Source organism: Erythrobacter sp. 'gip.4 top 5', assembly GCF_056495765.1.
Genome location: NZ_CP200270.1, coordinates 237,967 through 252,188 on the forward strand (window position 1 = coordinate 237,967; position 14,222 = coordinate 252,188).

At 64.4% G+C, this 14,222-nt stretch carries 15 protein-coding genes; 9 read left to right on the top strand and 6 right to left on the bottom strand.

Annotation, left to right across the window (positions count from 1 at the left end; all coding sequences use genetic code 11):
• Positions 1 to 3: 3 nt before the first annotated feature.
• From ACRANW_RS01225 to xseA, 3 genes are read right to left on the bottom strand one after another with little or no spacing between them, the layout of a single operon-like run.
• Entirely contained in the window at positions 4 to 1,047 is a 1,044-nt protein-coding gene (locus tag ACRANW_RS01225) for an esterase-like activity of phytase family protein (RefSeq protein WP_479432758.1), read from the bottom strand.
• Positions 1,048 to 1,103: 56 nt separating this feature from the next.
• On the bottom strand, positions 1,104 to 1,313 hold the full coding sequence (locus tag ACRANW_RS01230; RefSeq protein ID WP_479432759.1) for a DUF2093 domain-containing protein: 210 nt from the start codon (positions 1,311 to 1,313) through the stop codon (positions 1,104 to 1,106).
• Between the two features lie 24 nt (positions 1,314 to 1,337).
• Positions 1,338 to 2,825 carry an exodeoxyribonuclease VII large subunit gene (xseA, locus tag ACRANW_RS01235; RefSeq protein ID WP_479432760.1) on the bottom strand — a complete coding sequence of 496 codons (1,488 nt, stop codon included), beginning with the start codon at positions 2,823 to 2,825 and terminating at the stop codon, positions 1,338 to 1,340.
• Here xseA and purD point away from each other — a divergent pair.
• From purD to ACRANW_RS01265, 6 genes are all read left to right on the top strand, one after another.
• Complete coding sequence (purD, locus tag ACRANW_RS01240) at positions 2,824 to 4,110, top strand: phosphoribosylamine--glycine ligase (RefSeq protein ID WP_479432761.1); 1,287 nt, start codon at positions 2,824 to 2,826, stop codon at positions 4,108 to 4,110. The two genes, xseA and purD, sit on opposite strands and share 2 nt — an antisense overlap.
• Positions 4,111 to 4,211: 101 nt before the next feature.
• Complete coding sequence (locus ACRANW_RS01245; RefSeq protein ID WP_479432762.1) at positions 4,212 to 4,688, top strand: hypothetical protein; 477 nt, start codon at positions 4,212 to 4,214, stop codon at positions 4,686 to 4,688.
• 368 nt (positions 4,689 to 5,056) lie between these two features.
• Entirely contained in the window at positions 5,057 to 7,951 is a 2,895-nt protein-coding gene (locus tag ACRANW_RS01250; protein ID WP_479432763.1) for a M16 family metallopeptidase, read from the top strand.
• A gap of 33 nt (positions 7,952 to 7,984) precedes the next feature.
• Positions 7,985 to 8,386, top strand: a complete 402-nt coding sequence (locus ACRANW_RS01255; protein WP_479432764.1) for a hypothetical protein — start codon at positions 7,985 to 7,987, stop codon at positions 8,384 to 8,386.
• 250 nt (positions 8,387 to 8,636) lie between these two features.
• Entirely contained in the window at positions 8,637 to 8,984 is a 348-nt protein-coding gene (locus tag ACRANW_RS01260) for a hypothetical protein (protein ID WP_479432765.1), read from the top strand.
• A 134-nt stretch (positions 8,985 to 9,118) separates the two neighbouring features.
• On the top strand, positions 9,119 to 9,508 hold the full coding sequence (locus ACRANW_RS01265) for a c-type cytochrome (RefSeq protein WP_479432766.1): 390 nt from the start codon (positions 9,119 to 9,121) through the stop codon (positions 9,506 to 9,508).
• Between the two features lie 299 nt (positions 9,509 to 9,807).
• Here ACRANW_RS01265 and ACRANW_RS01270 read toward each other — a convergent pair whose 3' ends face one another.
• Positions 9,808 to 10,815, bottom strand: coding sequence for an adenosine kinase (locus ACRANW_RS01270; RefSeq protein WP_479433980.1), 1,008 nt, complete (start codon positions 10,813 to 10,815; stop codon positions 9,808 to 9,810).
• A 151-nt stretch (positions 10,816 to 10,966) separates the two neighbouring features.
• On the opposite strand from ACRANW_RS01270, the gene ACRANW_RS01275 reads away from it, so the two are divergent.
• The 3 genes from ACRANW_RS01275 to ACRANW_RS01285 all read left to right on the top strand — a co-directional run bounded on the left by ACRANW_RS01275 (position 10,967) and on the right by ACRANW_RS01285 (position 13,066).
• Positions 10,967 to 11,656 carry an EI24 domain-containing protein gene (locus ACRANW_RS01275; RefSeq protein ID WP_479432767.1) on the top strand — a complete coding sequence of 230 codons (690 nt, stop codon included), beginning with the start codon at positions 10,967 to 10,969 and terminating at the stop codon, positions 11,654 to 11,656.
• Positions 11,653 to 12,051: a hypothetical protein gene (locus ACRANW_RS01280; RefSeq protein ID WP_479432768.1), complete on the top strand. Its 399-nt coding sequence runs from the start codon at positions 11,653 to 11,655 to the stop codon at positions 12,049 to 12,051. Before ACRANW_RS01275 ends, ACRANW_RS01280 begins: the two co-directional genes overlap by 4 nt.
• Before the next feature lie 70 nt (positions 12,052 to 12,121).
• Positions 12,122 to 13,066, top strand: a complete 945-nt coding sequence (locus tag ACRANW_RS01285; protein ID WP_479432769.1) for a hypothetical protein — start codon at positions 12,122 to 12,124, stop codon at positions 13,064 to 13,066.
• 309 nt (positions 13,067 to 13,375) lie between these two features.
• On the opposite strand, the gene ACRANW_RS01290 is transcribed toward ACRANW_RS01285, so the two are convergent.
• Both ACRANW_RS01290 and ACRANW_RS01295 read right to left on the bottom strand, forming a co-directional pair.
• Positions 13,376 to 13,741: a HesB/IscA family protein gene (locus tag ACRANW_RS01290; RefSeq protein WP_479432770.1), complete on the bottom strand. Its 366-nt coding sequence runs from the start codon at positions 13,739 to 13,741 to the stop codon at positions 13,376 to 13,378.
• On the bottom strand, positions 13,741 to 14,217 hold the full coding sequence (locus ACRANW_RS01295; RefSeq protein WP_479432771.1) for an SUF system Fe-S cluster assembly protein: 477 nt from the start codon (positions 14,215 to 14,217) through the stop codon (positions 13,741 to 13,743). The genes ACRANW_RS01290 and ACRANW_RS01295 overlap by 1 nt, the downstream gene beginning before the upstream one ends.
• Positions 14,218 to 14,222 lie beyond the last annotated feature (5 nt).

Below are 14,222 nucleotides of genomic sequence, written 5' to 3' on the forward strand. Positions count from 1 at the left end.
CGATCAAGCGTCCGGAGTTCCGGGCGCTTCTTCGTTGTGTCCCACGCGGTCGTGAGCGCCGCGGCCTGCGATGTTGCCGTCCCAATCGAACCGCACCAGCAAGCTGCGCTGAAACACAGAAAAATTGTCGTCGGATATCAGCCACACGCTCCCCTGCGATTGTTCTTGCGCAGACGGGACGAAGGCAATCCCCTCGAAATTGTCGGCAAAGATGCCGCCGCCAAGGCGCTGAATGATCTGCGCACGCCACGGCTGTCCGGCGCGGATTTTCCGCGGATCGGCAATGGCGATCGCGGTGTCAAAGCGGACCGGAATGTCATATTCCACTCGCCGTAACAGGATCAGCACGCGCCCATCAGGCACTTGCGTGGCATCAACCGGGTCGTAATCGGGCGGGGTGATAAAGCGGAACAATTGCGGCACGCCTGCCGCCACGGGGTCACCGGCGAACAGCAATGCTTCATGCGCCGTATCACTGCTGCGCATCGTGCCTTCGGCGATAACAATGAAACGACCGTCCAGCAGCCTTATCATCGTTTCCGGGCCGCTATTTGCGCTCCATTTTGCCATGGCGGGAGGGACGCGGGTGCGCCGTGTGCCATCAGGGGCGAGCCGCGTGATCTGGTTGGCGTTCTCGAAGGCGGCCCACACCGTTCCTGTGGCCGGATCGCGGGCCAGCGCTTCGAGATCGACGACTTCCTCACGCCCTGAACTGCGTTTGCTGAAGGGCCGGAAGCTACCGGGGACAGCGCGGGGCGCATCGCCGCTCAGGTCGAAATCGAGCAGCCAGCCGCGATCCGTTCCCGCCAGCAGCGCCGCCCCTTCGGTATCACCGGCCACCAGCGCGGAAAAACCGCCAAACCAGCCATGCTTGGCCTTCAATTCCCATACGCCTGTCAGTGTGAGTTCGCCGGACACGCCTTCGCGCGCTGGCAGAGGCGTAACGGACACGACCGCAACCTCACTGCGCAAACCAACCGGCGTGCGCACGAAGGTGCCCGGAGTCAGCCCGGCCACCACCAGTGCGAGGAGCAAAAGGCGCAACATGCGCGCGCGGCCATCGGCCCGCGAAGGGCCCCGGTCAACTGCGATGGGAGCGTAAGTCAGGCGGTGTCGAGGCCAAGCAGGCGACGCGTCGCAATCTCGCACGTGGCATAGGCCTCCTGCCGCGCGGCGCTCCAATAGCGCAGTTCAGTCAGAGGGATCGCTTCACTGGTTACAGCGCACAGGACGTGGCTCCCAGGGCGCAAAACACGGAAACTGGAGGGGCCGTAGTAAAGTCTGGCGGCCTTGTCGGACGGTGTCATCAGCATGGACATGGTATTAGCACCGCATGGCTACTGGAACAAATCATCTTGCGATGGCGTGCGGGCTGCGGTCCGTTTGCGCGGTGGCGCAGCGGAAGGCGCGGCGGGCGGCGGTGATGGCACAGACGCGCCTGCTGCGGGCACGGCGTCAAGCGATCCATCGCGAAATTGCAGCGTCAGCGCCGCCTGGCAGGCCGCATCGGTGCGGGTGGTCAGCGCGCGCCCCTGCGCATCGCGGATGATCGCATAGCCACGTTCCAGCGGCTTTTCAGGATGCAGCTGACTCATGACGCGGCTGAGCGCGGCGAGCCGATCTGAACCGTGGCGCAAGGGCCGCTCGATCAAGGCCGGGCTGAGCCGCGCACGGTCAAGCCGCCGCTGCGCTTCAGCGGCGGTGCGGGACAGCAGGCTGGGCGAAAGCCGCGCGGCCACGCCTGCCAACCGCTCGCGCCCCTTGGCCGATCGATCGCCCAGCGCGCGCCGCAACCGCTCCGACAGATCGTCGAGCCGCTGCGCCTGGGGTGCAAGCAGGTTTTCGGGCCGTGGCATCATACGAGCACGCGCTGCCAACCGTTCACGCCCCAGCTCGACCGGGCGATACACGGCGCGGCGCTGACGGGCGGCGAAATCGGCCAGGGTCAGCGCCAGATCGGCGCGCACCGGCACCGCCATTTCAGCGGCCGCCGTGGGCGTAGGCGCACGCCGGTCAGCCGCGAAATCGGCCAGCGTCGTATCCGTTTCATGCCCCACCGCCGAGATCACGGGGACCGAACATTCCGCGATGGCACGCACCACCACTTCTTCGTTGAAGCTCCACAAATCCTCGATCGACCCGCCGCCACGCGCCACGATCACCACATCGGGGCGCGGGACAGGGCCGCCGGGTTGTAACGCTGAGAATCCCCTCACCGCCGCGGCGATCTGCTCCGCGGCGCCATTGCCCTGCACCAGCACGGGCCAGACGACCACATGGGTAGGGAATCGATCCGCCAGCCGGTGAAGAATATCGCGGATCACAGCGCCGGTTGGCGATGTGACCACCCCGATCACCTGCGGCAGATAAGGCAAGCGGCGTTTCTTCCCTTCGGCAAACAGCCCTTCGGCGGCCAGCCGTGCGCGGGTCTTTTCCAGCAGAGCCAGCAGCGCGCCTTCGCCCGCCAGCTCCAGCGAATCGATCACAATCTGGTATTTGGAACGCCCCGGATAAGTCGTCAGCTTGCCGGTTGCGATCACCTCCAGCCCGTCTTCGGCGCGGAAGTTCAGCCTTGCGGCATTGCCCTTCCACATCACCCCATCGATCACCGCACCTTCGTCTTTCAAGGCGCAGTAAAAGTGCCCCGAAGCCGCCCGCTTCACCCCGGACAGCTCCCCGCGCAGCCGTACAAAGCCGAAGCGATCCTCCACCGTGCGCTTCAGCAACGCAGAAACTTCGCTGATGGTCAGCGGCTGCGCGTTGTCGCCGCCGCGCGGGCGCGCTACCAGCCCGGCATCATCAATGTTATTGGGCGGAGGGGCCATGAATATCCTGCTTCTGGGTTCGGGAGGCCGTGAACATGCGCTGGCATGGAAGCTGGCGCAATCCCCGAGCCTCACCAAACTCTACGCCGCCCCCGGAAATCCCGGCATCGCCGAGGAGGCGCAAGTGGTGTCGCTTGACGTGACCGATCACAGCGCGGTGATCGCATTCTGCGCCGACCACGCCATCGACCTCGTCGTGATCGGGCCGGAGGCGCCGCTGGTGGACGGATTGTCGGATTCGCTACGCGCAGCAGGCGTGCCGGTGTTCGGCCCCTCGCAAGCCGCCGCGCAGTTGGAAGGCTCCAAGGGGTTTACCAAGGATCTGTGCGCCCGCGCAGGGATACCAACCGCCGGATACGTGCGCACTGCGTCGCTGGAAGACGCCCGCGCCGCGCTGTCGCGGTTCCAGCCACCTTTTGTGCTCAAGGCCGATGGGCTGGCGGCGGGCAAGGGCGTCGTGATCGCCGAAACGCTGGCCGAGGCCGAAGCCGCGCTCGCTGATATGTTCGGCGGCACCTTTGGCGCAAATGCGCTTGGGGCGGGCGCGGAAGTGGTGATCGAGGAGTTCATGGTGGGCGAGGAAGCGAGCTTCTTCGCGCTCACCGATGGCACGGCGATCCTCCCCTTCGGCAGCGCGCAGGATCACAAGCGCGTGGGTGATGGCGATATCGGCCCCAACACCGGCGGCATGGGCGCCTATTCGCCTGCGCCGGTGCTGACGCCGGAATTGCAGGCGCGGGTGATGGCCGAGATTATCGAACCGACTGTGCGAACGCTGCGCGACGACGGCAATCCCTATTCCGGCGTCCTGTTCGCAGGCCTGATGCTGACCGACGATGGCCCCAAGCTGATCGAATACAACGCCCGCTTCGGCGATCCCGAATGTCAGGTGCTGATGATGCGGTTGAAGAGCGATCTGGCCGCGATCATGCGCGCCTGCGCGCAAGGGCAGCTGGCCGGGGTGGATCTGTCGTTCTGTGACGAGACCGCATTGACCGTGGTGATGGCGGCCAAGGGCTACCCCGGCACGCCCGAGAAGGGCGGCGCGATTGCGCTGAATGATGCGGACAGCGGCGGCGCCAAGGTGTTTCACGCAGGCACCGCGCTGAAAGGCGGCGCGCTGGTGGCAAGCGGAGGCCGCGTGCTCGCCGTCACCGCAACCGGCGCAAATGCCACGCAAGCCCAGGCGCGCGCCTATGCCACCGTCGACAAGATCAGCTTTGCCACCGGCTTCTGCCGCCGCGATATCGGCTGGCGGGAAGTGGCGCGGGAAGGCTCGACCTAACGGCGGCTTTGCTGCGGATTTGTAAAAAAAGCTGCCGTTCGGCTAGCGACCTCCTAGCGGACGCTTGCAGATTGCCCGATGGTAAGCCGGTGCACATTCGATTGATCCTGACTCTTGCTCTCTTGCTCTCGGCCTGCACTCAGCAGGTGGAGATCGCAGGGATCGAAGCTAGCGATGACTATAGTGGCCTAACGGACTACGAGAAAAATGAGTTCGACTATGCAGCGATTGAATTGATCGTTCCAACACACACAGCACTGCTGCTGCGCCGTTGGAGGTTGGAAAATGTTTGGCTAAATCTTTCCCGCTGCGGGGAGCCGGAGAACTATTACCCCGCCGAGGCGAGAATGCCCGGAGGAACTTCTTACAGTTCGTTGGATATTGCAAAGCCTGCGCGGCCTATGACATTACTCTTTTACGTCCCGAGACATGTCCAGAAACGCGAAAAATTTGATTGCGCCGTTTTTGATGCCAGAGGCTACTCACCAGTTTTCTTGATTGGTCAGAAGATGCGATTGCCGCCGCTCCGCTTCGAAAGTTTTCCTATCGAGGAAAAGTCACATACACCTACTTCGTGATGACAGTTTTCCACCCACCTGCGGTCATAAGCGGGGCTGATGCGCGATCCTGCGGCTTTGCCACGGTTCTGAAAAATTCCTGCCTTTCTGAAACCGACCCCGTAACAATCATAAGGCTCCGACGACGATTACGATCCTGTCGGGTCTTAGTTTCAGCAGCTCACCACGCGTCAAGCTCGGCGACGCCGCGGTTTGAGACCCTTTCGAAATGATCGACGGCGCGCTTGGGGCCAATCGGCAACAGGTTTGCGCGGGTGCGGCGAAGCGATCACATGGCCGATTGTCAAACCATTATCCCCACGCTTATGGTCCGCCGCGACGCCGCGATTCCGCTGCGATTTCATTGCCTTTGCTTGGGGAGAGACTTCATGGGCCGCACCAAAATTCTTTCGCTTCGTGCCATATCCCGCCTTGCCATCGCCGCCGGGCTGGCGCTCGCCGCACCTGCTGCCGTGCTGGCGCAAGATGCCACCGCCACCACGAACGCGCCAGCCTCTGCCGCCCCGGTGACCGGCGTTCCGGCATGGGAGATCGCCAGCCCCGATTTTCCCGCCGATGCCGATGTCACCTTTGGCCGCTTGGCCAACGGGATGCGCTATGCCCTGATGCGCAACACCAACCCCCAGGGTGAGGCCACAGTCCGCTTCAACATTGCCGTCGGCGCACGCGAAGAAACCGACGCGGAAAACGGCGCGGCGCACTTTGTCGAGCACATGGCTTTCAACGGCTCCACCAACATCCCCGAAGGCCAGCTGTTGCCGATGCTTGAACGGCTCGGGCTAGCGTTCGGCGCGGACACCAATGCCACCACCAGCTTCGAGTTCACCACCTACGAGCTGCAGCTTCCGCGCACCAATGACGAGACAGTCGACACTGCGCTGAAGGTCATCCGCGAAATGGCGGGCGAGCTGACCTTCGATCCCGCCGCCGTCGATCGCGAGCGCGGGATCATGCTGAGCGAGGCGCAGGTGCGCAACGATCCGGGCCGGCGGCGCGGGGCCGATTATCTTCAGGCAGCGCTGCCCGGATCACGGCTGGGCAACCGTGTGCGCGCCGATGAAGAGCGCATTCGCAACATCACGGCCGCCGATCTCAAGGCTTTCTACGATGGCTATTACCGCCCCGATCGCGCGACGCTGGTGATAGTGGGCGATTTCGAAGTCGCCGCCATGGAAGCCAAAATCAAATCGGCCTTTTCTGACTGGAAGGGCGAGGGCGCCGCGCGCGAGCGCTATCAGAGCCCGATCCCCGATGGCACAGGGGCGCCCACCATTGCCGCCTTCGTCGATCCCGCCGTCCCCGAGATCATCGAATTGCAGCGGATTTCCGCTTGGGAGCCGGCGGCCAACACTGTCGAGGACGCGCGCGCCGATGTGCTGCGTGCCATTGCCGGAGCGGCGCTGACAAATCGGATCTCAGCGCTCTCACGCGCGGCTGATGCGCCAGCGGTCTTGGCGCAGGCGGCCCAGCAGCCTGTATATGGCAGCGCGGAATCCTACGGCCTGCTGATTGTGGCGAAGGACGGAAAGTGGCGCGAAACGCTCGCCCTGGCGGAGCAGGAGCTGCGCCGGGCGAACGAATACGGCTTCACCGCCGCCGAAATCGCGGAGGCCAAGGCCAATATCGAAACCGCGCTCGCCAATGCCGCGGCCCAGACCGCCGGGCGCAACAGCGCTGCGATTGCCGAAGGGCTGGTGGATGCCAGCCTGCGCGATGCGGTGTGGACCGCGCCCGCGCTCGATCTGGAATTCTACCGCGCCGTCGCCCCATCGCTGACGCCCGAAACCGTCAGCGATGCCTTTCGCGCCGCCTGGCAAGGCGGGCCGACGGTGATGCACGTATCGACCAAACAGCCGATCGAAGGCGGCACGCAGGCCATTGCCGCTGCTCTGACGCAAAGCGCCGCTGTCGCCGTGACCGCGCCGGCCGATGCGGCCGAAGTGCAATTCGCCTATAGCGAGTGGGGCCAGCCTGGCACAGTGGTCGAGGACAAGACCATCGCCGATCTCGGCATCCGCACGGTGCGATTTGCCAACGGCCTCCAGCTCAATCTCAAGACGACCATGTTCGAGCCGGGCAAGGTCGCCTTCGAACTGCGCATCGGCGACGGCTTGGCGAGCTTCCCGAAGGACCGGCAGGGCCTGCGCGAGATGCTTCCCACGATCGCCAGCATCGACGGCTTCGAAAAGCACGAGATTGATGAATTGCGCCGGGTGCTGGCGGGCAAGGCGGTCGGTATCGGCCTGGGCGCCCAGGAAGATGCGCTGGTGGCCGAGGGCGCGACCACGCCGGCCGATCTCAAGCTGCAGCTCGATCTGCTCGGCGCGCGGCTGACCGCGACCGGCTGGCGGCCTGAAACTTCAGCCCAGTGGGCCGGGGTCGCGCCGATCCTGGTGCAGAATATCCGGGCTGGCGCGGTACAGGTGCTGTCAGTTGCGCTGAGCGCGGTGCTGGCCGATGGCGACGCGCGGTTCGGGCTCCGCGATGCGAGCCAAATCGGCACGGTCACGGTCGACGATCTGAAGGCCGCGGTCGCGCCGCAATTGGCGGACGGCGCACTGTCGCTCGGTCTGGTCGGCGATTTCGATCCCGAGGCGGCGATTGCGCAGGTTGCTGCAACGCTCGGCGCGCTGCCGGCCCGCCCGGTCCGCAGCGAGGCAGTGAACGGCGCCGCGCCGGTCGCTTTCACGGCTGATCGCAGCACACGGGCGCTAACCCACACGGGCGCGGCCGATCAGGGTGCGCTGGCGCTGGCCTGGCCCACCACCGATGGCCGCGACCAGGGCGACGATTACACCCGCGACCTGCTCGCCGCAGTGATGAACCTGCGCCTGACCGAGAAGCTGCGCGAGGAGCTGGGCGCGACCTACTCGCCGCAGGCGCTCAGCTATTCGCAGCTCACCTTTGACGGTTTCGGCTTCATCGCGGCGATTGCAACCCTGCCGCCCGAAGGGATGGACGACGCCGCTGCGGCGGTGCGTGCCATCGGGCAGGAACTGGCGGCGGCGCCTCCCGCGGCCGATCTGGTCGAGCGGGCGCGCAATCCGATCCGCGCCAGTTTAGAGCGGGGCGAGACGCAGAACCAGGGCTGGGTCAGCCTCGTCGCGGCAGCGCAAAGCGATCCGGTGCTGCTCGATCGGCGGCGCAAGCGCGTCGCCACGCTTGACGCGATCACTGCGGCTGATCTGCAGGCCGCCGCGCAGCGCTATCTGGTCGGGACCACGCCGATCGAGATCCGGGTCGTCCCCGAAGCGAAGCCCTGAGCGCGGCGCGGGACAGATGACAGGGGCGACGCGGTGAAGCTTCACGGACAGCGATGGCTTTACCGCGTCGGCAATGCCGAAGTCTGTGTCGACAACGCCTTCAGCTGGTGGGGCTGGACGCAGGAACGCTGGGTGATTAACGGCGAGGCCGTGCGCGCGACTAGCGGGTGGTGGATAACCCGGCGATCGTTCGAAGAGCCATGGCTCACCCCGCTGGGCGACGGTTTTCTCACCGCAGAGATGCGCGCCAAGGCGGACCATGTGACGTGCCGCTTGCTGCTGGACGGGGTGGTTCTGGAACATGACGCCCTGTTCGAGGCTAGCTGGCACGGGCGTGGCGGCTGGCCCGACGCGGACGCTTGGACCCAGGTGCACCGCTTTGCAGTCTTCGATGGGCTATCACTGGGCTGGCGACGCCGTGGGCAGAGGGCCTGAGGTGCCGAGCATTTGCGATGTCGGCAATGATGCGGTGCACGAGGAGACCTATCAGCTTTCACATTGAGCCGCATTCATGCTGGCGGTGCTCCAGAGCAAACCTTCTGATTTCCACCCAGTATCGGTCATACGCGGCGATCCGGATCGACCCTGAAAACAGCATGGCAGCTTTGCCTTGCTTTTGGAAAATTCCTGCCAGTCAGCAAACGACCCCATAGTCGACCATGACAGGGCGCGCTAAGGTTGGCCCATGAGCGAAACGGGTTTCGATGGCCTGATGCACGACGCCTGCGTCGTTTGGGGCTTTTGTGGGTGCATTAAGAACGGCGAGCCGCTGCACGTCACGCAGTTCATACCGCCAGACGGCCCTGTTCATGCGGGGCAGTTTGTGGAGTGGCTTCTGTTAGCGGACAATGTGAACCCAAACCTGTCAAAATATGAGCGTCATAAGGCTGCGCTTCTCGCTTCCTTCAAAACGAACATGGGCAACGAAGTTATGGACGCTAGCTTCCTTAGATGGAGCGATTGCCAACCGGGCAGAGGTTTCCCGGATCCAAAATATCGAGGTCCGATACCCGACCGTTCGGGTGGCAGCTAACCACCCATCACCAGACATTCGCTTGCCTGACAGCTTTTCCCGAAAGCGGTCATACCCCCGGCCCCTGTATCTAGGGCTGCGGCAAATTGATCCCGATCAAGGACAGCGGGCCGGGCGGCGCGGATAAGGGCGTCATGACCCATTCCCTCCGCACCCTCGCCCTCATCGCCACACCGCTGCTGGCGCTGGCCGCGTGCCAGACGCAAGGGAGTGAAAACCCGCCGCCAATGCTCGGCAAACCCACCTCGCCCTCGCTCGACACCCGCGCGCCGGCCTTTGTCGAAGCCGCCTGCGGAAGCTGCCATGCGGTCGAGCCGCCGTTTCTTTCGCCCAATCCGGCCGCGCCCAGCTTTGCGTCGATTGCCAACCGGCGGGGACTATCGGAAACCTCGCTCGCGGGTTGGCTGGGGCAAGCCCATAATTATCCCGAAGATATGGATTTCACCCTCACGCAAGCTCAGATCGATCAGATCGCCGCCTATATGGTCAGCTTGCGCAAAGCAGGTTGGGTTCCGGACGCGTAACTTTCCTACAGGGGTGGCGGGGGATAGGGTCATCACCCTAATCCCCCTCCGGTTCTCCCGGAGCTTGTTGAAGGGCGGCCCTTCACGTGTGCAGTCTGGTGCAAGGCCCAGAGAAAAGGCAGCCCCTCGACAGGCTCAGGACGAACGGGTCGGAAAGGTTTTGGCGCAACTGCTCTTTGTCATCGTGAGCCTGTCCCTTCATCTGCTCAAGAGAAGGCGCGCAAGGGAACGGTTTTCGTTTCCCGGACAGTGTCTCACCTGTCTCCAACATCAGGAAATCGGGGGTTCAAGCTGAACGCTTACAACCGCCCTTCCATCAGCGCCTGCATATCGGCTTCGGGACGCGGGCCATAATGCGCGATCACTTCGGATGCGCAAAGCGCCCCGCGCTTGAGGCACTGCGTCAGCGGCTCGCCCTTGGCATAGCCTGACAGGAAGCCTGCGGCGAACTGGTCGCCCGCGCCGGTGGTGTCGATGACCTTCGCCACTGGCTCGGCGGCAACCTCGGCCCGCTCGCCATGCGCAATCGCAACCGCGCCCTTCTCGCTGCGGGTTGCGACCAGCACCGGCACCTTGCCCGCCACCGCTGCAAGACCGGCCTCAAAGTCATCCTCGCCCGTCAAAGTGGCGAGTTCGCTTTCGTTGACGAACAGGATGTCGATCACGCCGTCTTCGATCATGGCGCGGAAATCATCACCATGACGGGCGATCACGAAGCTTTCCGATGCCGTGAAGGCAATCTTGCGGCCCGCATCGCGCGCAACCTCGATGGCGCGGCGCATGGCGCGGCGCGGCTCTTCGGGATCCCACAGATAGCCTTCGAGATACAGGATCGCCCCGCTGGCGATCAGCGCCTCATCCAGCGCGGCGGCGGGCAGATACTGCCCTGCACCCAGAAACGTGTTCATCGTGCGCTCGCCATCGGGCGTGACGAAAATGAGCACGCGGCCGGTGGCGGGTTCAGATGCGTCATTGCTGGTTGCGCGCGCCGGCGTATCGAAATCGATGCCGGTGGCGCGCATATCGTGCCGGAACACCTTGCCGAGCTGATCCTCGGCAACCTGGCCGATGAAGGCGCATTGCAGGCCGAGCGTGGCGAGACCCGCCAGCGTGTTGGCCGCCGAACCGCCGGAAATCTCCCGCGCCGGCGGCATGGCGTCATAAAGCGCGTCCGCCCGCGCTTCGTCGATCAGGGTCATGCCGCCGCGATTGAGTTCAAGCTCCTCGATCAGCTCTTCCGAGCACGAGGCAATCACATCGACCACGGCATTGCCAATGGCGATCACGTCATAACGGGGCGGGGTCAAATCGGGCACGGGCATGTCCTTAAACACGGGATTGGCTTGTATGGGAGCTTGGCGTGCGCCTAGCGGGCTTCGTCGCATCCGCCAAGCCATCTGTGCGGGTGGCCAATTCGTTGCGTTGACTTCGCGCCACCATCACCCCATCGGGCACAGAATGTCCGCCGTTCCTGCCGCCCTTGCCAAAGCCTTCGGCCAATTGGGCGACCGCGCGGTCATGGCCGTGCTGGTGAAGAGCATTATCGTGACGCTGGTGCTGTTCGCAGCGATTGGCGCTGGCCTCTACTACGCGCTGGCCGAGGCGGGTCAACGGGCCGGGATTGGCGAAGGATGGGCGGGCCTGGCCACCGTGCTGCTGGTGCCGGTTGCGATGTGGTTGTTGTTCCGGATCGTTGCGCTGGCGGTGCTGCAATTCTTCGCGGACGCCATCGTGGTGGCGGTCGAGGCGCGGCATTACCCGGCGTTGGCGCAACGGGGACGGCCTCTGCCCTTCCCGCGTGAGGTGTCGGTTGCCACAAGGGGCTTGCTGCGGGCGCTGGGCTACAATCTGCTGGCGCTTCCACTGGCAGCAGTGCTGGTGTTCACCGCGATCGGCCCGGCGGTGGTGTTTCTGGCGGTGAACGCCGTCCTGCTCGGGCGTGAATTTACCGACATGGCGTGGCTGCGCCATGCACAGGGGGCACGCGATGCGAACCCCGCCCCTCCCAGCGAGCGGGTGTTGCTGGGCGCGGCCGTTGCGGGGATGATGCTCGTGCCGTTTGTGAACTTCATCGCTCCGGTCATCGGCGCGGCGGCGGGTACGCATTTGGTGCTGCGGCGCCTTGAAGCGGCGGAGACCCCGCGATGAAGGGCGCCGCACTCCCGCTCTTCGCAGTCGCACTGGTGCTAGGCGGCTGCGTCAGTGCCAGCACGTCTGCCCCGGCACAGCGGCCGGCTTCGACGCAAACTGGCAGTTCCGTGGTGCGCGTGCCGCAGGTGATGGCGGCGCAAGGGCTCGAAGGCATTATCGGCGCCTCACCCGATGCCTTGCTGCAACGGTTCGGCGCCCCGCGCATCGATCTGGCGGAAGGCGATGCGCGCAAACTGCAGTTTGCGGGCCGGTCCTGCGTGCTCGATATCTTCATCTATCCCGTCTCCGCTGCCGCAGAGCCTACTGCCACCCATGTCATGGCCCGGCTTCGCGCCGGCGGCGCGCCGGCTGATCCCAGAGCCTGCATCCGCGAAGTCGAACGCGAAAGATGAGCGCGGTAACGCCGTCTTAAGCTTGTTCATGCCATGCCCTTCCCGCAATCTCACAGGGGTGTGACGCCGAATGACCACGCAGTTCATCACCATCGCCAAGGCCGCTTCGGCAGGCGGGCAGATCACGGCTGAAGAACTGCTGGCGCTGCGACGGGAAGGCTGGGGTGACGGCATTATCACCCGCGCCGAAGCCGAGGCGCTGTTCGATCTCAACCGCGCCCTTAAGGAACGCAGCCCGCAATGGTGCGATTTCTTTGTCGAGGCGGTCGGTGAATTCGTGCTCAACGGCACCCCGCCCCGCCTGCAATGCAATGACGACGAAGCCGAATGGCTGATCACACAGGTCGAAGCTGACGGCACGGTCGACAGCATGGCCGAGTTTGAAGCCATGGTCCGCATCCTTGAACGCGCAGAAAACACGCCAGATCGGCTCAAGAATTACGTGCTGGATGTGGTCGAGCGCGAAGTGCTGACGGGCACCGGCCCCACCCGCTGCGGCGGGGCGCTGGCTGCCACCCACATCAGCGCGGCCGAATGCCGGATCATCCGGCGCGTGATCTTCGCCAGCGGCGGCCATGGCCCGGCAGCGGTCACGCGCTTTGATGCCGAAATGCTGTTCCGTTTGAAGGACGCAACCCTGGCCGATGAAAACGCCGCCGAGTGGGACGATCTGTTCATCGATGGTGTCGCCAATTATCTCAAGGGCTTCACGCTCCCGAACGCGCAGCTAAGCCACGAGCGCAAGCGTGCAATGGAAGCTTTTGTCGCCGACACCAGTAGCAATGTTGGCCGCTTCATGGGACGTGTCGCCCGCGAGGCGCCCAAGGTCGCCAACCATTTTGGCAAGGTGTTCGGCAAAAAGGCCCCCACTGGCCCTGATTACGAGGCTCTCGCCGAAGCGGGCGAGGCGGTCACCGATTACGAGAGTGAATGGCTTGAAAAGATGGTCGACGCCGATGGCGAGGTCGATGATCTGGAACGCCGCCTGATCGCTAGGCTGGCCGCAGAAGAGTGATCGCCTAACTGTCGAATTCGAGCGATGCGGCCGCGCCACCCCGTATCGGCAATGGCCCCCGTGGCGCAATGGCCGGGACCGGCATTCCAGCTTCGGGCGGCTTGCGGCGCTGCGTCTGGCCACGCGCGTGCAAGAAGGCGCCTAGAGACTTGGCGCCAGGGCGAGCATCAACGCTGGCCCTCGAACCGCGGTGGCCCGCTGCCAGAGCAGCCGCGGCCGCGATTGCCAGCAACCCGAGCCCTCCGACTATGTGCCCGAGGTCACCGAGAATATCGCGCTTGCCAAAGTCTTTTTCATCCATGGCCTTGATTATACCATGAAACTTTCACCGCAGCCACACGCGCCTTTGGCGTTGGGGTTTTCGAACACGAATCCAGCGGTAAATTCATCCTCGCGCCAGTCCATGACGCTGCCGATCAGGTACAGCACGCTCGCCCCATCGATGTAGAACACGCCGCCGGGCGTCACGATCTTCTCGTCAAACTTGGCTTCGCTGGTGACGTAATCGACGGAATAGGCGAGGCCCGAACAGCCCCGGCGCGGGGTCGACAGCTTCACGCCGATCGCGTCGGCCGGAGCCTTGGTCATCAAATCGGCAATGCGCGCCTCGGCGGACGGTGTCAGGATAACCGCAGCCTTGGGCGCGAGGCGCGTGGTGGTGGCAACATCAGACATCACAGCATTCCCAGTTCGAGCCGCGCTTCATCGCTCATCTTGTGCGGTCCCCAGGCCGGTTCCCACACCAAGACGACCTCGGCATCGCGGATGCCCGGCACGCTGGCGACGCGCAGCTCAATCTCGCCAGGCATCGATTCCGCCACGGGGCAATGCGGCGTCGTCAGCGTCATGGTGACGGTAGCATCGCGTTCGTCATCCACCTCGACCCCGTAAATCAGGCCCAGATCATAGATATTGACCGGGATTTCCGGATCAAAGATTTCCCGCAAGGCCGCGATCACATCAGCCTCCAGATCGCTGCCGTGTTCGCCGACAGCGGCCTCGCCGGTCTTTGCGGCCAGAAAGCCTTCGAGATAGTCGCGGTTGCGCGGCGCGTCGGCAGTCGGTGTGATATCGGTGTCGACTGCATCGGCCACGCGGGCGCGCGGCGGCTTGCTGGTGGTCATATCCGAAGGGTTTGCTGAGCTATCCATCGCTC